The following is a 19712-nucleotide window of genomic DNA, read 5'->3' as shown; positions in this document are numbered from 1 at the left end:
GAGGAACCAAGCCGATCATGATGTTTCTCCTGAATGGGTTACAACCCAAACAGGAAAGCACTTTTTATGTGTAGTTTGCTGCTACTCAACGATCCATGCAAGGCGCGTCGCACTGACGCCCGTGACGAGCCGTACCATGCAAACTCCGCATAATTTCTGGCTGCGCATTATTTCGACCCAGGGCCACACAACGCAGCGCATTTTCGGCGATGTTGTTGTCTATCTCCACCGTGCCGTCGTCGCAATACAGCGTCAACGCATCCCACTGGTTGAGCGAGTAGTTGATCGCTTTGGCTGTGTCCGACTTGGCCGACAACGTCTTGAGCTTTGCCCTGAGCCACATGCCATAGTTTTCGAGCAAGGGTCTGGCCTGCTCCTGCCGCACACGCAGTCGCTCTGCTGGCAGCTTGCCGCGGATGCCGGCCTCGATACCATAGAGCTCGCCAATGCATCTGAGCGCCTCGGTGGTCGTCTCTGATGGCGTGCGTACGTGAATGTCGTAGAGTTTGCGTCGCGCGTGCGCATGGCACGCCGCTTCGCGAATCGAGCCATCCTTGAACAGCTCGTCGAAACCGGCGTAAGCGTCCGCCTGCAGGATGCCGCTGAAGCCGGCCAGATGGCGCTGGGGATGCTCCCCGCGCCGGTTGGGCGAGTAGGCAAACCATGCCGCGGGGGATTCCTTCGATCCAGCCCGACTATCATCGCGCACATAGACCCACAGTCGTCCGGTTCGGGTCCTTTTGTTGCCTGGCGCGAGCACGGGAATCGGCGTGTCATCCGCATGCAGCTTCGTGCCGGCCATCACATAGCGGCGCAACGCCTCCACCAGTGGATCGACCAGGGCCTCGCACATGCCGACCCATCGGCCCATGCTCGCCGGGTCCAGCGTGACCCTGTCTCGTGCCGCAATCACCGACTGCCGGTACAGCGGCTGGTGATCCGCGTATTTGGCCACGAGAATGTCGGCAAGCAGGCTCGGGTGTGCGATACCGCGCTCGATCGGCAGGCTCGGCGCAGGCGGCTGCACGATGCGGCGGCAGCACGCGCAGACCTTCTTGCGCCGGATGGTGCGGATGACCGTGAACGCTGCCGCGATGCGGCCAAGCTGTTCGGAGACGTCCTCGCCCAGCGGTTGCATCTGGCCGCCGCACTCGGGGCAAACCGGATCCGGCTCCAGCACATGCTCCTCGCGCGGCAGGTGTTCCGGCAGCGCCTCGCGCGAAGTACGGTTCGCGCTCGCCTTGCTGCTGCCGGCCTGCGCTTCGCGCGTCTCGGCTACGCCACGGCTGCCGGTCAGATCTTCCAGCCGGGTCTCAAGTTCCGCAATTTGCCGGTCCAGTTTCTCGGACTTGCGGCCGAACTGCATGCGCTTGAGTTTGTCGATTTGCGCCTTGAGCCGTTCGATTTCCAGATCCCGCTCGGCCAGGGACGCCCGCGCCTCGAGCAGCAAGGCCTTGAGTGCATCGATGTCGTCAGGAAGGTCGCTGGCATCAGGCATGCCACGCAGTTTACGCAGGTGCCGCGCGGTTTACAACATCGACAGTGGCTCAGCGGTGCGGCGTGGCTGCCGCCAGTCGACGCCTTCGAGCAGCATCGACAGCTGGGCGTGGGTCAGATGGATCTTGCCGCTATCGGCCTGTGGCCAGATGAAGCGGCCACGTTCGAGCCGCTTTGCAAGCAGCCATAGCCCGTCGCTGGTAGCCCAAAGAATTTTTACCAGGTCGCCGCGACGGCCGCGGAAAATGAACACGTGACCGCCCAGCGGATTCTCCTCAAGCGCCGTCTGTACCTTGGCGGCCAGGCCCTGGAACCCACAGCGCATGTCGGTCACTCCTGCGGCGATCCAGATACGTGTGCCCGCCGGCAGGCCGATCATCGCGACAGCTCACGGATCAACAGACGTAGCGTGGCGGGCGAAACCTCGCCGCGGATCCGCAGACACGCATTGCTGAACACCACCTCGCACACGTTCTCAACCACGGTGTTCACGCCGCCCGAATCGCCCATCGTCACCGGGGTCGATTCGGCCGTGTCGGCGACAATGCTCACCGGCAACAGCGGCGCACTCTCCCTGGCAGGATCGGATATCGTGGGGTTGGGAAGCGACGGGATGCCGTAGGCGCCTTGCAGATACTGCCGTCGCCATTTGAACAGCAAATTCGCATTGACCTCGTTGGCACGCGCAATCAACGCCACCGAGGCACCCGGCTCAAATGATTGCTCTGCCAGGCGCCGTTTGAACTCCGTAGGAAAATTCGGTCGCTTATATGCGCCGCCGGCTGCGCGCGCCTTCAATGTATTGTCCACTTTGGTGTCCGCAATAATTTGGTGGACACCAAATTACCCAAGCCCTCAATCCGCTGTCCATAACGGCCCAGACGAGCCGCTTACTTCCGTGGGGCGAGCCTTCAACCTTCTCGACACTGACGAAGCCAATTGCTGTTCCATTAAGCTCCGCCAACATGACAAGGCCTCGCGCTACTGCTGGCTGCAGCATATAGTTCTCCCAATGCGAGGCATGCTCGGCCGGGACGTTTTCACGTAGGTACGCAGCAGGGAGGATTTCACGGTAGGCTGCCTGCCAACTTTGGGTGTGCAGCCTCGCGATGCACCGTGCATCATCACGCAACGCCACGCGTAGTAGGATCTTGGAATCCGCCATGTCTGTCACCGAAAGCCATCGGACATTATTATCGCGCAAGCATCAGGTTCAGGTTTTGAACCGCTGCGCCGGCGGCGCCCTTGCCGAGATTATCGAAAACTGCGGATAGCAAGACGTGCCCGTGTTCCATGTTACGAAATACGCTCAAGCGCATATCGTCCGTACCGTTAAGTACCTGTGGATCCAAATGCTTTAAAACGCACGATTCATGCAGCGGCAAGACGTGGACGCAGGCCGCCTCGGCATAGTGGCGGCCGAGGCACGCGTGTAACGTGGCGCCGTCTACGCCGCGTGTCAGCAGCCGCAGATCCAAGGGCACCGTCAACACGATGCCCTGACGGAACGCACCATAAGTAGGGACGAAGATCGGACGCTGCGCGAGTCCGGCGTGCTGCTGGATCTCCGGGGTGTGCTTGTGCGCGAGTTCGAGTCCATATACCTGGTACGACGATGCGTTGGCAGCACCCGGCCCCTCGTGTTCTTCCACGCCTGCACGCCCGCGTCCCGAGTAACCAGACACCGCGTAAATGCTGATCGAGTGGTTCTCTGGAATAAGGCCGGCCTGTAGCAGCGGACGCAGCAGGCCGATCGCACCAGTTGGATAGCAACCTGGGTTGGTGACCCGACGCGCGGTCGCAATGCGCTCAGCCTGTCCCGGAGTCATTTCAGGAAAGCCGTATGTCCAGTCCGGCTGGGTGCGGTGGGCGGAACTGGCGTCGATGACTCTGACGGCAGGATTAGCAATGGCATCCACAGCCTCACGCGCGGCGGCATCAGGCAGGCAGAGGATGGCGATGTCGCAGGCGTTGATCGCTTCGGCGCGACGCTTGGAATCCTTGCGCTCCGCCGCGGGAAGCGTGACGAGTTTCAGATCGGTCCGGCCGCGAAGCCGTTCGTGAATTTGCAACCCGGTGGTGCCTTGGTCGCCGTCAATGAAAACAAGGGGAGAGCTCATGCGCGCGGATATTCCGGTAACTGAATGACGACAGGTAGAAAGAACCTGCTATGTTCCGCGCCCCGCTAGAATAGCGAAAGTTGAATTTCATAACTTGAACATTCAGTTTTTCTGATTCTGGACCCCGACATGCGAGAGATCAGCCTGGACCGTTTGCGCACCTGGTCGCTATTGCCGATCGTGGCTCATTCGTCGACGCGGCGCGTGCGTTGCATCTGGCGCCCCCAACTGTCAGCCTCCACATCGCCGAACTGGAAGAGCGTATCGGGGCGCCGCTCCTGTCGCGCAAGCGCGGACATGTTCGGCCGTCGGCAACAGGCGGGTTATTGGTCGAGCGTGCGCGTCGCCTGCTGGCCGACGCGGAACAGGCGTTAGACGATGTTCACCGCCAGGTGCAAGGGCTTGTCGGACGCGTTCGGCTCGGTGCGTCGACCGGCGCGATTGCGCACCTGTTGCCTCAAGCACTCGAAGTGCTGCGTGAGCACCATCCCGCTATCGACATTCAGATCGCGGTTCTCACCTCGAATGAAACGCTGACCCGATTAGCGGATGGAACGCTGGATGTTGGGCTGGTCGCACTGCCTCAGCCTCCGGCGGCGGGACTCGTGATAAAGCCTTGGCGCCGCGATCCCGTGATGGCCTTTTTGCCGGCCCATTGGCAGTGTCCGGCCCGCCTCACACCTGAATGGCTGGCCGCTCGCCCTCTCATTCTTAATGATGCGACCACGCGTCTCTCGCGTCTGACCGCCGAGTGGTTTGCAACCGGAGGGCATCAACCTGTGCCGCGCATTCAGCTCAATTACAACGATGCGATCAAGAGTCTGGTAGCGGCAGGTTACGGCGCGGCGCTGTTGCCTCACGAGGCCACTACGCCAACACCCGACAGTCGTGTTGTCATGCGTCCGCTGCGTCCTGCGTTGTGGCGTCGGCTCGGCATTGCACATCGCACGGGGCACGTCGAGCGTTCCACGCAACATGTACTCGATGCATTGTGGGATCTGCGATTGGCGTAGGAGTGTTACCTTTTCTTGCGATGGGACCGATAACCACTGCACTGCACGACGATCGAATGGCCGTTTTGTAGAAATCTGACAGACGCGAATTGGGTCGCGTGCCAACGATCGCTAGCAGACGGCGATCGGCCAGTTCCGGACACTGGAATCACGCCAAGCAGGACATTCGAGCGTCTGCTTATTCTTCGACTACGGACTTTCTCCTGGCGCTGACGATTACATATCGTTCAATACCCCTTCCAGCCACCCATTTCTGAAAGTGAGATCTCGCGTCCGCGCTGTAATAGTGGCAGCCCAGCAAGATCAGCCCTTCAGCGTCTTGCTCCCGTTCTTTCGCGGAGGTTTTGGAAGCGCGCGCCGGGCGAGCAGGCGTCCGAGCCAGCTCTCTGAGCAATTTGTTTTCTGGTTCAGTGCGCTTGCTACGGCCCGTGCGCCGTGAATCGGCAGCGATCTCAGATATACATCCCCCCGTTTGCTGATGCCGGGCAGCACCTGTTTCCCACCACTCGAATGCTGACGCGGCACGAGTCCAATCCACGCCGCCATCTGCCGGCCGCTTGCAAAACATCGGGCGTCGCCTACTGAGGCGACCAGCGCAGTGGCCGTGATGGGGCCGATGCCGGGAATCCGGGCGAGTCTGCGGCATGCTTCGTTCTCCCGATGCCAGATATTTATCTGGCCTTCGAGCAGAGCCACCTGCCGGTCCAGTTCATGCAGATATTCGAGTTGATGCGCGACCAGTTGCCGGAATAGACCAGGCAGTTCATTGCTGGCCCCTTCCAGAAGCTCAGGAACATCCTGAAACAGGTGATTGATGCCCTGAGGCAGAACCAGACCGTATTCGGCAAGCAGACTGCGAATCTGATCGGCGTGCGCGGTACGCGCGGTAACGAAACCCTGCCGGACCCGATGCAGCGCCAGGATCGCCTGTTGCTCAACGCTCTTGACAGGCACAAACCGCATGTTGGGTCGCGTTACCGCTTCACAGATTGCCTCAGCATCCGCGGCATCATTTATGGAAGCGATCGCGGCAGGTGATGCGTGGGACTCCTTCGGAGCACAGTTGCGCAGCATCTTGCCGTCGAGCAGTCACTGCACTTCGCTCACCACTGTTGCGGCGCGAGTTGTATCGCTTTCTGTTTGGAGGCGCGGCTTGTTCAAGCATTGCCAGGACCGCGCTGGAATGTGGCTGACAGTATCCGCGCAAAAGTCGTATTCGGATGCCCAACGTTCGCGATAATGGAACGGAGATTCATGTTGAATTCTCCGATGCAGTCTCCCTAAAGCTGATAACTGCTGACCGGATTTTTCGGTATCGCTAACGGCATCGTCGCTACCTGATCGGATGGAAGAGCCATCGACGCAAGGACCCCGCCCGCAGGTTGACCGTCGAGTGGGAATGATCGGGTGGTGATTCGATGCCAGTTCGCAAGGACCGGATCGGAAGCGCCCGCGTGGCATTTTCTGGTCTGTCCAGGCGATTGACCTTGCTGTATGGGTAGGATGATGGGTAGGCCATCGTCAGGCAGAGTGGGAGTCAAACCTGGCGGGGCTTTGCGGGCCACTGTTGGAATCGGCTGCCTTCTGCCAGCCGGGGCTTCCCGGGCATTCCGATATCTTCTGAAAACGTCCTCTGGATCGCTGATTTCAAAGCGGTTTATGGGTAACGACGTGCTTGCTGCTTCCATCAAGGTCCCCCACAATTTCCGCACGAAGTATGGGTAGCGACATGGGTTGACGGCCGTCAGAAAGTCTTCGGCGGATTTTGGGCGGGTTCAGCGAATCCCGCCATGCGGCAAACCGGGCTGCGAGTTGTTTGCGAAAGAGTGAAGCGGCTTTATCGTGCCGCTTTCACACGCTGAGAAAAGCCCTTGCCAAACTTGTAGCACCAGCATCAGATGGTCTCGTATGTCGCGGTCAGGCCGCGCTCGAAGGGCAGTTCCTCAATGTCGGCAATCAATTTCAGCGACCTCCCGTAACCGCGCAAAATAAAACACGACTTAGCATTTTCCCCACGAGGGCATACCCGCGGAATATTGGAGTTTCCGGTTCCATCCTCGGGTGATGTGCGCCAATTCCGCAGCCGCACAACCCGCCCGCGAGCTACTTGAACAGTTGCTCAAAATCACGCCGCACAAGGCTGAAGCGCCTGAGCAGCGCGGCTGTTTTCCGATCCACAAAAGTGCCATTGAATCTAACTTTTGTGTAGGGACGCGGGAGCGATCCTCAAATATTCTTACCCTATCGAGACAACGCCTTCGGCACTGGTGTTCTGATCCAGCTGTCGGCGGCTAATCCACAGGAGAGGATGTTGACCAAGAAAGTCCCGCTCAAGATCGCAATCGCTGAGCATCCGCATACGTCTGCCATCCGTGATGGTTCCATTCCCATCGAAGGCGTGGACGCCGAATTCATCACTGTCAAGCCGCAAATTGGCGCGTTCCGCCGCATGGTGCGCGACGTCGAATTCGACGTCTGCGAACTGGCGCCGACGACCTACATTATCGCTCGTGCCTACGGCGCACCGTTCGTCGGTTTGCCGATTTTCGTGGTACGGCGCTTTCACCACGGCGGGCTGCTGGTTCGCCCGGACGCTGGCATCAAGCACCCGAAGGACCTGGAAGGCAAGAAAGTCGGCGTGCGTGCTTACTCGGTCACGACTGGCGTGTGGACCCGTCAGGTGTTGATCGACGAATTCGGTCTGGACTCGTCGAAGGTAACGTGGGTTGTAGATGACGAAGAACACGTCACGCAACTCAAGCTGCCGGAGAACGTGATCCATGCTCCGGCAGGCAGCTCGCTGGCGGAAATGATGGCGAGCGGCGAATTGTCGGCCGGCTTTGCCGCTGCGGCAGGCATTGGCCGCACGGGCGCGCCAACGGGCGGCTGGAAGGAAGTCGAAGCTGATTATCCGGATCTCCTGCCGAACGCGACCGAACTGGAAGCCGAGTACTACGCGCGTACTGGCGTGTATCCGATGCACGGCACGATCGTCGTCAAAGACTCGGTACTGGCGGAGAATCCGTGGATCGCGAAGTCGATTTACGACGCGTTTGCACAAGCGAAGAAGGAATGGTTGGCACGTCTCGATGCAGGCGAAGCCACGACCGCCGGCGACAAGAAGTACCTCGAGCTGCGCAAGATCGTTGGACACGACCCGCTGCCGTACGGTCTGCAGGAAAACCTGAAGACGATCGAAACGCTCGAAGCGACTGCGTTCAAGCAAGGGCTAACGCCGCGCCGCATGTCCATCAGCGAACTGTTTGTGGACCCGCTGGCTAGCTGAGCCGCCGGTTCGAACGCAACAAGTTGCATGAGACCGGAGCATGCGCTGAAGCGCCAACTCCGATCGACTTTGGAGACAAAATGATCATCGATTGTCACGGTCACTTCACGACCGTCCCTGCTTCGTTCCGCGCATGGCGTGCCAGGCAGGTTGAGTTCGCCAACGACCCGGCCAACGCACCTTCGCTCGATGACGCTCATGTCAGCGACGATGAAATCCGCGAAGCCATTGGCAATGGTCAACTGAGGCTGCAACGCGAACGCGGCAGCGACCTCACGCTGTTCTCGCCGATCGCCGGCCTGATGAGCCACCACCTGGGCAACGAACGCACGAGCATCGAATGGGCGCGTGTGTCGAACGACCTCGTGCATCGCGTGACGGAACTCTATCCGGACAACTTCGCGCCGGTTTGCCAGTTGCCGCAATCGCCGGGCGTTGCGCCCGCGAACAGCGTGACTGAACTGCGCCGCTGTGTGGAGGAACTGGGCTTCGTCGGCTGTAACCTGAATCCTGACCCAAGCGGTGGTTACTGGACCGGCAAGCCGGTGACGGATCGCGAGTGGTATCCACTCTACGAAGCACTGGTCGATCTGGACGTGCCCGCGATGATCCACGTCGCTGCATCGTGCAACCCATGCTTCCACGGCACGGGCGCACACTATCTGAATGCGGATACATCGGTGTTCATGCAGATCCTGCAATCGGACCTGTTCAAGGATTTCCCGACGCTGCGTCTGGTGATCCCGCACGGCGGCGGTGCGGTGCCTTACCACTGGGGCCGTTATCGCGGGATGTCGCTGGAAATGCGCGACCGTCCGCTCGAAGGCTTGCTGAACAACATCTTCTTCGACTCGTGCGTGTACCACAAGCCAGGCGTCGAACTGCTGACCAAGGTGATTCCCGCTGAGAACGTGCTGTTCGGTTCGGAAATGATCGGCGCGGTGCGCGGCAAGGATCCGGCTACCGGCCAGTATTTCGACGACACCAAGCGTTATATCGACGCCTGCGAAGCGCTGTCGGAAGAAGACCGCTACAAGATCTTCGAAGGCAACGCACGCCGGGTGTACCCGCGTCTTGACGCACGCCTGAAGGCGCAGGGCAAATAAACGCGGTAAGCCTGCACGAGCAATGGCGGCCGGCAATCAGACAAGCACAGAGACACTCATGACAATCGTTGATATTCACCCGCACATCATCTCCGACAACGAATCGCTCTATCCGCCCGCGCCGCTGTTCGGCAAGCGTTCGGACTGGTCGAAGGAGCGTCCGACCACGGTCGAAACGCTGATCGAATCGATGGACGCAGCCGGTGTCGCAAAAGCCGCGGTGGTTCACTCGTCGACCACGTACGGTTTCGACAACAGCTACGTCGTGGACGGTTGCGCGAAGTACGCGGAGCGCCTCGTCGCCGTGGGCTCCGTCGACGTCCTGCAGCCGGATGCGCCGCAATGCATCCGCGAATGGGTCGGCCAGGGCCTCGCGGGTCTGCGCCTGTTCACGGGCGGCAGCACCAAGGAGTTCGATCCGAGCGAACTCGACGATCCGCGTTCGTTCCCGGCTTGGGAGCTGTGCGGTGAGCTGGGATTGCCGATGTGCATCCAGACCGGCCCGATCGGCCTGCCGCAGGTCACTGCATTGGCGAAGCGTTTCCCGAAGGTCGCGATCATTCTCGATCACCTGGGCCGCCCCGAGGTGGCCGACGGTGTACCGTATGCGAAGGCACAAAGCCTGTTCGACCTCGCGCCGCTGGAGAACATCTACCTGAAGCTCACACCGCGCATTTTCGGCGACGTGAAGAAGGAAAAGGCGAGCGCCGAAACGTTCTTTCCTCGCGTGGTCGAAGCTTTCGGTGCGAAGCGGCTGGCATGGGGCTCGAACTACCCGACCTCGCCGGGTGCGCTGTCGGAGATTCTCGCGACGGCCCAGGCCGGACTGGCAAGCCTGAGCGACGAAGACCGCGAATGGATCTTCGGTAAGACGGCTTTGCAACTGTATCCGGCTCTGGCCTGATTTTGCGCTGTATCCGGGCCGGCCGCCCCAGGCGCTGAAAAACGCTTTCAAGGTGACCGGCACGCAGAATCCAATCACACTTAAGAGAAACAAGTAGATGGAGACAAGCAATTCTGGACGACCCGGGTCGGCATACCGCTGGGCCGTACTAGCGCTCCTCGCACTCGGCGTGCTGATTTCCTTTGTCGATCGGACCAGCATTTCGTCGACGCTGGCGGACGCAAGCTTTGTTCAACATTTTGCACTGACGAACGTTGATCGCGGCTGGATCAACGCTGCGTTCTTCTGGTCGTACGGCGTGTTTCAGGTTCCGATGGGTTGGGTGGCCGATCGCTATGGCGTGAAATGGCCCTACGCGATCAGCTTTGCGCTGTGGTGTATCGCCACCGCGTTGATGGGTGCCGTGACGGCGCTCGCCAGCCTGGTCGTCATGCGGTTGATCATCGGCATGGCCGAAGCGATTGTGATTCCCGCGAGCTACCGCTGGATCCGGAACAACTTCGACGAAAGTCAGAACGGATTGGCCGTCGGCATTCTGGCGATGGGCAACAAGTTCGGTCCAGCAATCGGTGCACCGGTCGGAGCGTGGTTCATCGTCAACTATTCCTGGAAGATGATGTTCATCGCGACCGGCCTGGCCGGGTTGCTGTGGCTCGTGCCCTGGCTGCTGATGGTGCGCAATGACATGCCTTCCAAAGTGGAACTTATGCAGGCCAATCGCAGCGCCCGCATGGTGACCTTCGGCAGCATTCTGTCGAGCCCGGTGGTGTGGGGTGGAATGGTCACCAACTTCTGCTACGGCTACTTCACGTTCTATTGCATGACCTGGATGCCGTCGTATCTGGTCGAGCAACGCGGTCTGTCGATTACTCGCTCCGGACTTTTCACGTTCTTCAGCTTTGCCGGGATCGCGATCGTCGCGGCGATTGCGGGCTGGGCAGCCGACCGGATCATTGCGCGCGGCCACAACCCGATTACGGTGCGCAAGGTATTCACCATCACGGGCTTTGCCGGCGGATGCACGGTGCTGTTCGGCGCTTACGCCTCGACGCTCAACATGGCGTTGTTCTGGAATGTCTTCTCGCTGTCGCTGCTCGGTTTCGTCACGGCGAACAACCTGGTGCTGTCGCGGTTGACGCTGATTCCCAAGCAAGCCATCGGCCTGGTGACCGGCGTGCAGCAGCTTGCCACCAGCCTCGCTGGCGGCGTGGCGGCAAGCCTGTCGGGCTGGCTGCTGCACGTAAGTGGCAGCTACGACCTGCCGATGATGGTGATTCTCGGATTCCTCGTTGTCGGCGCGCTGGCAACGGCGATTTTGTACCGCCCCGTATGGGCCCCCAAGGTGACCGAAGCCCCGAGTTCGCTGCGGCGAGCCTAAGAGATGACGGCATGGCCAGCATGGTTCGAATAGCCGGCCTTGTTGAACACATTAATTCACAGAGAAACGTAAATGGCGAAGATTGTATTCGGGATGGCCGTGCCGCACAGCGGCATGCTGGGTCAGGCACCGGAGGACTGGCTCAAGAACGGGGAGCGCGACCGTAACAATCCGGAACTGTGGTTCCGCAATCGGACGTGGACGTATCCTGAGCTTGAAGCGCACCGCGGTGCAGCGTTCGAGAAATTCCTGACGATCGAGGAACGCACCTCACGCGCCGCGCGTTGCCGTACCGCACTCGACAGGATGGCCGAAGCCTACCGTGCAGCGGACGTGGACGTCGCGATCATTCTGGGCAAGGACCAGAAGGAAATCTTCACCGACTTTTCGCCGTCGATCGCGATTTACACCGGTGAACAAGTGCACAACGGTCCGCCGCAACGCTCGGTTTATGCGCCGGATCATCACGTCACGCACGCGTGTCATCCGAAGCTGGCGACGTATCTGGTCGAACATTTCCAGCGCGAGAACTTCGACCTGACCGATCTGTTCGCATGGCCGGACAATGTATGGATGAAACCGCTGCCGGAATATCCGGTGGTGCCGCACGCATACAGCTTCGTGTATCACCAGATCATGGGCGACAACCCACCGCCGCATGTGCCGATCATCATGAACTGCTTCTATCCGCCGACTCAGCCGTCGATGTCGCGTTGTATCGAATTCGGCCGCGTGTTGCGCGATGCGATCAACGCATGGCCGGACGATGTGCGTGTGGGCATCTTCGCGTCGGGTGGTCTGTCGCACTTCGTCAACGACGAAGAGTTCGACCACCGCATCATGAAGATGCTGGCCGACTACGACTATGACGGCCTCGCAGCAGTGGACAACCGCTCGTATCAGTCGGGCACCTCCGAAATCAAGCTCTACGTCAGCGTGATGAAAGCGGTGCAGGAAACCGGCGCCGAGATGACACTGGTGGACTACGTCCCCTGCTGGCGCACGGCCGCCGGCACCGGTGAAGGTATGGGCTTCATGTACTGGAAAGCGGCCGACTGAGCTGATCGATCCGGCATTACGCAGCTAATTCAAGCGATTTCGAGAGAGAAAGACCATGAGCGATATTCGTCTCAACAGCATCATTCGCGCATTCGAATCCGGTAAGACCGCTTACACCGCGTTTTCGAAGCTGGACAAGCAGGCCGCCATCGAGATGAGCGATGCACCGTACGACGGCATTGTCTTCGAGATGGAGCACAATCCGTACGACGTCTCGGCATTGGGCGACGCGCTGCAATACATGCTGAACCGCAAGCAGATAGCCGAGGCCGGCTCGGTCTCGCCGCGTGTTACGCCGATTGCACGTATTCCGGCCAATGGCGTCGAAATGAACCAGGCCTTCGCCAAGCAGGTGCTCGATCGCGGCGCCTACGGCGTGATATGGCCGCACGTTGCAACGGTCGAGCAGGCTTATAACGCAGTGGCGTCGTGCCGCTATGCGCGTCCCAAGAACGCGCCGCTGTATGAGCCGAAGGGCGCACGCGGCGATGGTCCCGCAACGGCCGCGCGCTATTGGGGCCTCAGCATGCCCGACTACTACAGGAAGGCTGACGTATGGCCGCTCGCGCCGGAAGGTGAAATCCTCGTCGGTCTGATGTGCGAAAGCACCGAGGCCATCGAGAATCTGGACGACATCCTGTCGAACGTGCCGGGTATCGGCTTCATCCTGATCGGCGAGGGCGATCTAAGCCAGCAACTCGGCTTGCCGCGTCAGTATGAACATCCGGAAGTGCTGGATGCGATGCGCAAGATCGTCGAGACCTGCCACAAGCACAACGTCGTGGTCGGCAATCCGCACACCACCGCGAAGAATCACGAGCGCCTCGTCAAGGAAGGCTATCGCTTCCTGATGTCGGCTCCGCAGCGCAGCTATGGCGTTGTGGGTGCTGCACGCGAGCTGGCGGGGTATTAAATGAACGGAGCCGAAAGCCTGGTCCAGACGCTCACCGGTCAGGGCGTCGATATCTGTTTCGCGAATCCGGGCACCTCGGAGATGCATTTCCTGAAGGCGCTCGAAAACCCGGCGATGCGCAGCGTGCTGTGCCTGTTCGAAGGCGTTTGCACGGGCGCGGCGGACGGGTACTACCGGATGAAGGGTACGCCCGCTTCGACGCTGCTGCACCTCGGTCCGGGTCTCGCGAACGGGCTGGCCAATATCCACAATGCGAAGCGCGCATCGTCGGGGATGGTCAACATCGTGGGCGAGCATTCGGCTGCGCACCTGAAATACGATCCGCCGCTGACCTCGGATATTGAAGGACTGGCGCGTCCGCTGAGCCACTGGGTGCGTCGCGTCGAGTCGTCGCATACGGTGGGGTGGGACGTCGCTGCGGCGGTGGAGAAGGCCAGCGAACACGTCGGACAGATCGCGACGCTGATCCTCCCGGGTGATGCGTCCTGGCAGGAAGCGGGCGAGGTAGTTGTGCCGTCACGCTCTCCTTCTGCACCGAAAGCAAAAGCACCTGACGTAGCCCGTGTCGAGCACATTGCGAAGGTGCTGCGCTCGGGCGAGCCGACGCTGATCGTGCTCGCGGGTCACTCGACCCGTGGTCGCGCAATCGAATTCGCGGGCAAGCTCAAGGCCGCAACCGGTTGCCGCATCGCGACGCAGTTCTTCAGCGCGCGGATCGAACGTGGCGCGGGTCGTGTGACACTCGAACGTATTCCGTATGCAGTGGGTCAGGCGGTCGAGTACCTGAAGGGTTTCAAACACATCATTACGGTGGAAACCACCGAGCCGATCGCGTTCTTCAGCTATCCCGACAAGCCGAGCCTGCTGAAGTCACCAGGCACGAGCGTGCATCAACTGGTCGAGATCGGTGAAGACGGTGTTGCAGGCCTGGAGATGCTGGTCGAGGCCGTGGGTGCAACGAACGTGCAAGCGGAGCGCCAGCAGCGCGCGGACACCACGCCGCCGACCGGCGCACTTGGACCCGCCAGCATCGCCCAGGCACTCGCCGCCGCGCTGCCGGAAAACTGCATTCTCGTCGACGAATCGCTGACCACCGGTCGCGAAACGATGGGCCTGACCGTCGGCGCCGCGCCGCACGACCTGATTAACAACATGGGTGGCTCGATCGGCTACGGCACGCCTGTAGCGACCGGCGCGGCACTCGCCTGCCCTGACCGGCGCGTGTTCTGCATGGTCGGTGACGGTAGCGCGATGTACACGATCCAGTCGCTGTGGACGCAGGCGCGCGAGAATCTGAACATCACGACGATCATCTTCGCCAACAACAGCTACGCGATCCTCAAGGCCGAGTACGCCAACATGGGCGCGGGTGCGCCGGGCGAACGCGCGCTTTCGATGATCGATATCGATCGCCCGCGTATCGACTGGCTGGCGATGGCGAAAAGCATGGGCGTGCCCGCTGTTTCTGTCGATACAGCTGAAGCATTCCACAAGGCGATGGCGGACTCGGTGAACGAGTCGGGTCCGTGTCTGATTGAGGTCAGACTGTAAATCTATTCCAGCATAAGTACGGAGATGACATGACAACAACCCTCACTGGCGTGCCGACGCTACGCACGAACCTGGCCGACTACCCGGTTACGAAGGCGATGAAGGATGGCCGCGTGACTTCGGACATCGTCAACCTCGACTACTGCGGGCCAACGCCGGCGCATAACGGCTTCAAGGCGATGGTGCGCGAGAGCCAGTTCGACGCGGGCGAACTGGCGATCGTGACGTTCCTGCAGGCAAAGGCCTACGGCAAGCCTTACGTGCTGCTGCCGACGCCGATCTCGGGCCGTTTCCAGCACCATTGCGCGGGCTACAACATCGACTTCGGCCATCTCGATCCGAAAGATATCGAAGGCAGGAAGGTTGGTGTGCGCACCTACACGCAGACCACGGCGCTGTGGATTCGCGGCATTCTGCGCCACGAATACGGTGTCGATCTCGACAAGGTGATGTGGATGACACTGGGCGACGGGCATCTTGCCGAATACCGCGATCCGAATAACTGCGAGCGCTTGCCCGCAGGTTCGTCGATTCCGCAGATGATGCTCGACGGTGAACTCGCTGCAGCCCTGCTCGGTGAGGACATGCCGAAGGACCCACGCGTGCGCACGCTGGTTCCCGATGCGCAGGCTGCGGCGAAAGACTGGTTCGCGCGTGAGAATGTGGTGCCGATCAATCACATGTTCGTTGTTCACGAAGACATTTCGAAGCAGCGTCCGGATGTGGTGCGTGAGTTGTACCGGATGGTGGTGGAGAGCCGCAAGCTGGCCGAAGGCGTACCGGCCGTGTTCCCGCCGATCGGTCTCGAAGCGAACCGCAAGGGTCTGCAACTCGCGATTGATTGGGCACTGGATCAGAAGATCATCCCGCATCGTTTGTCGGTCGACGAACTGTTCGACGACGTAACGGGCAGCCTCGGGTAATCGGACGAAAGCGAAAGCGCAAGCGCAAGCGAAAACGAAAACGCGAAGGGAAGACCGAGGAGAAAAGTCGTAACAGGCAAGAAGTCGTAGTAAGCAAAGAACACACAACGCGCGTTGACTAAATGGTCACGCAGGAGGCCGTTGAGCGGTGTCACACCGCTCAACAAAGCATAATAAATGGAGGCATTTCGCTGTGTATTTAACTTCGTCTTTAAAGAAACTCCAGGCTTATTCGGCCATCGGTAGTATTTGTATTGTGATTTCAGCCGGCGCGCACGCTGAGACGCAGGGCACGGCATTGCTCGACCGCCTCGGTCCCGTGACTTCCGATCTGTATGTCTCTAACGCCGACGGTAGCGACGAGCACAAGTTGTTGCCGACCTCCGGCTTCGACTATCACGCATCATTCTCGAAAGATGGGCAGTGGATCGTCTTCACGTCGGAGCGTGACGGTTACGGCGAGGCAAATCTCTATCGCGTGAAAGTGGATGGTACCGATCTGAAGCGGCTCACCGATCACATTGCCGTTGACGATGCCGCTGCTTTCTCGCCGACCGACCCTAACGTCATCGCGTTCGTGTCGTCACGCCGCGGCGCGGACAAGTTCGGCACGACCAACATCTGGACGCTGAACATTGCGACCGGTGCGCTGAAGAACGTCACCGGCGATATCAAGTTCGATCCGAACAAACCACATAGCTTCTTCCGTCCGTCGTGGTCGCCGGATGGCAAGTGGATTGCACTGTCTTCCGATATCGGCTCCGAGTGGCGCGGTCACAACCTGCCGGGTGGCTGGGAGCGCACGCAGGAAAGCAGCATCTATATGATCCATCCCGATGGTTCGGGCTGGAAGAAGATCTCCAGCAATCAGGGCTTTGACGAAGGTTCTCCGTCATTTTCGCCCGACGGCAAGCGCGTAGTCTTCTATGAGACGCCAGTCGAATCGACTTGGGGTGCGCACCGTCCGGAACTGATCAACCAGGTTAGCTCACAACTGGTCTCGGTGGATCTGTCGAACCTGTCTCGCACCACGTTGACGTCGACGCCGGGCTTCAAGGTGTTCCCGCAATATATTTCGGATACCAACGTTGCGTATCACGTGAAGGGTGGGCAGACCGAAGGTCTCTACACCACAGCGGGTACGTTCCGCTCGACCGCGAATACCGGCATCCGTTCGCCGCACTATTCGTCCGACGGCACCAGGATGGTCTATGAAAAAATCACGATGCGTCCCGCGCATCCGAACGGCACGGCGATGTTTAGCTTCGACCCGGCGTGGAACTACCGTTATATCGACGTGTTTCCGCAACTGTCGGTGGATCACAAGAAGCTGGTGTACACGGAAAAGGCGATGGGCTCGTCGATCGCCGTCATCAATCCGGATTTCTCTGGCTATCAGCGCATTTACGATCCGGCCAACAGTGGACTGGCTAAGGACATGATCCAGAAAGGCCTGGCGGGTGCGTTCCAGCCAACGTGGTCGCCGAATCGTGAGTGGGTCGCGTTCGGCATTGGCGACTGGTTCTTCACGCGTGGCATGGGTCCGGGCCGTATTGCGCGCATAAAGGCCGACGGCAGCATGGACAACAAGCCGGAAATCCTCACGGACGGTTCGATCAACGCGGGCTTCCCGAGCTACTCGCCGGACGGCAAGAAGATCGTGTACCGCGTTTGGAGCCCAAAGGTACAAGGCCTGCGCATTCTGGATCTGGACACGCGCAATACGACGGTCCTGACGACCGAGGCGGACAATCTGCCAGGCTGGTCGCCCGACGGGACGAAGATCGTGTTCACGCGCAAGGAAGTCAATCCGACCGATCCGAACAAGTTCCACTACGACGTCTATACGATCAAGCCGGACGGCACGGATGTAACCCGTCTGACGACGCCCGGTGCGAACCAGGGCCATGCCGTGTGGCTTTATGACGGCCGTATTGGGTACAGTTCGGGCGAGTATGGCTTCCGCGATGAACTCGCGCTGTACGACAACACGTTCCAGCCTGACGGTCAGAACTGGGTAATGAATGCTGATGGCTCCGATCAGCATGCGATCACGGACACGTTGTGGGAAGACTCCATGCCGTTGTACGTTCCGAATCAATAAGCGGGTAACTGCGCGGATGTAGTTGATGCGCCGTGCGAGAGCACGGCGCATTTTTTTGCTTATGGGTGTGAATGGTTAGCGAAGCGTGCGGGTATCGCGGCACAACGTGTGCGAGTGTGGCTTGCTTACTGCTTCGGTTTTGCGTGCTGGTTATGGGAAGCGCGCATCGACATAGCGCCGTCTGAAACGAGGGGGAGTATGCGGTTGGCGAGTACATCAGGTGAAGACGGCTAACAATGCCCCGTTACTCGCCGCTATCGGCTGCAATCAGCAGGGCCGTCCAGCGCGTTCCACGAGCCACGCCGGGGCGCTCTGAAGCGCCACGGGGCGCAGGAAGCGATCCATTGCGGCGTAGCCCACGGAAGTAGTGAACGGCTCGGTCGACGCGGGCCACGGTCCGCCATGCTGTTGACTGCCCGTCACCGCAACGCCAGTCGGCACGCCGCCGAACAGAACGCGTCCGGCGATCTGCGCGGCACGGCGGGTGATACGGCGCACGTCGGCGGAATCGCTTTCCGCGCCCCACAACGTGACTGTCAAACTTCCGCCGACGGCTTTCAGCACGTCCACGATTTCTTCGACAGAGACCACGCGCACGAGCAGGCAAGCCGGACCGAACACTTCATCGCGCAACGCATGTTCCGCGATGAAGGTTTGTGCACGGGTACGCGCGAGCAGCGGACGCGGCGGCGCTTTGACATCGTCGTTCGATTCTGTGGCGAGAACGGTCTGCACGCCGGGTGTACCCGTGAGACGCGCGACGCCTGCGTCGAAGTTGCGCTTCATGCCGGGCGTCAACATCGTGTGGGTTTTCTTGGCTTGGAGTGCTTCGCGCAGCGTATTTTCGAACCGGTCGGCGTCCGCGCCGTCGAACAGCACGACCAGACCCGGGCTGGTGCAGATCTGCCCTGAGCCGAATTCGATCGATGAAGCCAGCGCCTGCGCGAGTTCCTCGGCTTGCGCGGTTAGTGCAGCGGGCAGTGCGACGACCGGGTTGATCGAACCCAGTTCACCGTAGAACGGAATCGGCCGCGGACGCGAATTCGCTTCTGTCCACAACGCAGTGCCACCCTTGAACGAGCCGGTAAACGCAACGGCCGCGATATCCGGGTTGCGCACGAGTTCGACGCCGACGTCGACGCCCGCACCTTCCACCATGCCGAGCAAACCCGCAGGCAGCCCCTGTTGCGCAATTACGGAGCGCGCCAGTTCGAAAACCCGGCGCGACAGCTTCGGATGACCTGGGTGAGCCTTGACCACCACCGGACAACCCGCCGCAAGCGCGGAGGCGGTGTCGCCACCCAGCACGGAGAACGCCAACGGGAAGTTGCTCGCGGAGAACATCGCGACCGGTCCGAGCGGCACTCGAACGCGCGTCAGATGTGGGCGTCCGATGGGCGGCGCGCCGGCGATCGCTTCGTCGTCGGTCAGCGCGAAGGCGTGGCCTGCTTCGATGTGGTTAGCGAAGCCGCCGAGCTGGAAGGCGGTGCGATCAAGTTCGCCATTCAGGCGAGCTGTGCCCAGCGAGCACTCTTCATCGGCGAGACGGACCAGTTCTTCACGATTCGCGATCAGCGCGTCGCCGAGCCCGCGCAACAATGCGGCTCGCGTTTGCGCGGATGACTGAGCCCAATCATCGGAGACGTTAGCAGCCGCCGTGACGGCCGCCAGGATTTGCGCGGCGGTGTATTCCTGAATCTGCATGACTACTCCAGAAGAGATGAAAGACGAATGTTCTGAATGAGCTGACGTTTTGAAGTGGCGAGTACCACCGGCGTTGTTTCATTGACGTCCTGCGGTCGCCACTCGACGCGACAGGCTGAAGTGACGGCGATGCGTGGCCGGGTCTACGAGGTTG

Annotated in this window: 13 protein-coding genes and 3 pseudogenes; 10 read left to right on the top strand and 6 right to left on the bottom strand. The window is 60.4% G+C overall.

The features are described from left to right. Window positions 1–124: 124 nt before the first annotated feature. The 4 genes and pseudogenes from tnpC to argC all read right to left on the bottom strand — a co-directional run. Window positions 125–1498 (bottom strand): annotated as a pseudogene (gene tnpC / locus KHO31_RS31625) (IS66 family transposase); the annotation flags it as partial. 30 nt (window positions 1499–1528) lie between these two features. Beyond that, window positions 1529–1876 carry an IS66 family insertion sequence element accessory protein TnpB gene (gene tnpB, locus KHO31_RS31620; protein ID WP_201082011.1) on the bottom strand — a complete coding sequence of 116 codons (348 nt, stop codon included), beginning with the start codon at window positions 1874–1876 and terminating at the stop codon, window positions 1529–1531. Next, on the bottom strand, window positions 1873–2307 hold the full coding sequence (gene tnpA / locus KHO31_RS31615; RefSeq protein ID WP_236071595.1) for an IS66-like element accessory protein TnpA: 435 nt from the start codon (window positions 2305–2307) through the stop codon (window positions 1873–1875). Before tnpA ends, tnpB begins: the two co-directional genes overlap by 4 nt. 383 nt (window positions 2308–2690) lie before the next feature. After that, window positions 2691–3617, bottom strand: coding sequence for an N-acetyl-gamma-glutamyl-phosphate reductase (gene argC / locus KHO31_RS31610; protein WP_201082013.1), 927 nt, complete (start codon window positions 3615–3617; stop codon window positions 2691–2693). A gap of 129 nt (window positions 3618–3746) precedes the next feature. On the opposite strand from argC, the pseudogene KHO31_RS31605 reads away from it, so the two are divergent. Then, window positions 3747–4630 (top strand): annotated as a pseudogene (locus KHO31_RS31605) (LysR family transcriptional regulator). A gap of 354 nt (window positions 4631–4984) precedes the next feature. On the opposite strand, the pseudogene KHO31_RS31600 reads toward KHO31_RS31605, so the two are convergent. Then, window positions 4985–5710: pseudogene (locus tag KHO31_RS31600) on the bottom strand (IS110 family RNA-guided transposase); the annotation flags it as partial. A gap of 1228 nt (window positions 5711–6938) precedes the next feature. Here KHO31_RS31600 and KHO31_RS31595 point away from each other — a divergent pair. From KHO31_RS31595 to KHO31_RS31555, 9 genes are all read left to right on the top strand, one after another. Then, window positions 6939–7916, top strand: coding sequence for an ABC transporter substrate-binding protein (locus KHO31_RS31595; RefSeq protein ID WP_201082020.1), 978 nt, complete (start codon window positions 6939–6941; stop codon window positions 7914–7916). A gap of 80 nt (window positions 7917–7996) precedes the next feature. Beyond that, the gene (locus tag KHO31_RS31590; protein ID WP_201082022.1) at window positions 7997–9022 is read left to right on the top strand and encodes an amidohydrolase family protein; all 1026 of its coding nucleotides are present in this window, start codon (window positions 7997–7999) and stop codon (window positions 9020–9022) included. A gap of 58 nt (window positions 9023–9080) precedes the next feature. Continuing rightward, window positions 9081–9926, top strand: a complete 846-nt coding sequence (locus KHO31_RS31585) for an amidohydrolase family protein (RefSeq protein WP_201082024.1) — start codon at window positions 9081–9083, stop codon at window positions 9924–9926. A 97-nt stretch (window positions 9927–10023) separates the two neighbouring features. After that, window positions 10024–11304, top strand: a complete 1281-nt coding sequence (locus KHO31_RS31580) for an MFS transporter (RefSeq protein ID WP_201082026.1) — start codon at window positions 10024–10026, stop codon at window positions 11302–11304. A gap of 72 nt (window positions 11305–11376) precedes the next feature. Next, a complete protein-coding gene (locus KHO31_RS31575) occupies window positions 11377–12363 on the top strand; it encodes a DODA-type extradiol aromatic ring-opening family dioxygenase (RefSeq protein ID WP_201082029.1) in 987 nt (328 codons plus the stop codon). 55 nt (window positions 12364–12418) lie between these two features. Next, entirely contained in the window at window positions 12419–13276 is an 858-nt protein-coding gene (locus KHO31_RS31570) for an HpcH/HpaI aldolase family protein (protein WP_201082031.1), read from the top strand. Then, window positions 13277–14827: an acetolactate synthase large subunit gene (locus KHO31_RS31565; RefSeq protein ID WP_201082033.1), complete on the top strand. Its 1551-nt coding sequence runs from the start codon at window positions 13277–13279 to the stop codon at window positions 14825–14827. Between the two features lie 29 nt (window positions 14828–14856). Continuing rightward, entirely contained in the window at window positions 14857–15750 is an 894-nt protein-coding gene (locus KHO31_RS31560) for a type 2 periplasmic-binding domain-containing protein (RefSeq protein WP_201082035.1), read from the top strand. Window positions 15751–16006: 256 nt separating this feature from the next. Then, entirely contained in the window at window positions 16007–17854 is a 1848-nt protein-coding gene (locus tag KHO31_RS31555; protein ID WP_236071592.1) for a hypothetical protein, read from the top strand. A gap of 267 nt (window positions 17855–18121) precedes the next feature. On the opposite strand, the gene KHO31_RS31550 is transcribed toward KHO31_RS31555, so the two are convergent. Beyond that, window positions 18122–19576 carry an aldehyde dehydrogenase (NADP(+)) gene (locus tag KHO31_RS31550; protein ID WP_268963703.1) on the bottom strand — a complete coding sequence of 485 codons (1455 nt, stop codon included), beginning with the start codon at window positions 19574–19576 and terminating at the stop codon, window positions 18122–18124. Window positions 19577–19712 lie beyond the last annotated feature (136 nt).

This window comes from Paraburkholderia domus, from assembly GCF_905220705.1.
Lineage (GTDB): Bacteria > Pseudomonadota > Gammaproteobacteria > Burkholderiales > Burkholderiaceae > Paraburkholderia > Paraburkholderia domus.
Note: the sequence above shows the minus strand (reverse complement) of the source record. Positions and strands in the feature narration are given on the sequence as shown.

Bases quoted from the DNA above. Each gene is read 5' to 3' on its own strand.
- tnpB (WP_201082011.1), bottom strand. From the start codon at position 1,876: ATGATCGGCCTGCCGGCGGGCACACGTATCTGGATCGCCGCAGGAGTG.
- argC (WP_201082013.1), bottom strand. From the start codon at position 3,617: ATGAGCTCTCCCCTTGTTTTCATTGACGGCGACCAAGGCACCACCGGG.
- KHO31_RS31595 (WP_201082020.1), top strand. From the start codon at position 6,939: ATGTTGACCAAGAAAGTCCCGCTCAAGATCGCAATCGCTGAGCATCCG.
- KHO31_RS31590 (WP_201082022.1), top strand. From the start codon at position 7,997: ATGATCATCGATTGTCACGGTCACTTCACGACCGTCCCTGCTTCGTTC.
- KHO31_RS31585 (WP_201082024.1), top strand. From the start codon at position 9,081: ATGACAATCGTTGATATTCACCCGCACATCATCTCCGACAACGAATCG.
- KHO31_RS31580 (WP_201082026.1), top strand. From the start codon at position 10,024: ATGGAGACAAGCAATTCTGGACGACCCGGGTCGGCATACCGCTGGGCC.
- KHO31_RS31575 (WP_201082029.1), top strand. From the start codon at position 11,377: ATGGCGAAGATTGTATTCGGGATGGCCGTGCCGCACAGCGGCATGCTG.
- KHO31_RS31570 (WP_201082031.1), top strand. From the start codon at position 12,419: ATGAGCGATATTCGTCTCAACAGCATCATTCGCGCATTCGAATCCGGT.
- KHO31_RS31565 (WP_201082033.1), top strand. From the start codon at position 13,277: ATGAACGGAGCCGAAAGCCTGGTCCAGACGCTCACCGGTCAGGGCGTC.
- KHO31_RS31560 (WP_201082035.1), top strand. From the start codon at position 14,857: ATGACAACAACCCTCACTGGCGTGCCGACGCTACGCACGAACCTGGCC.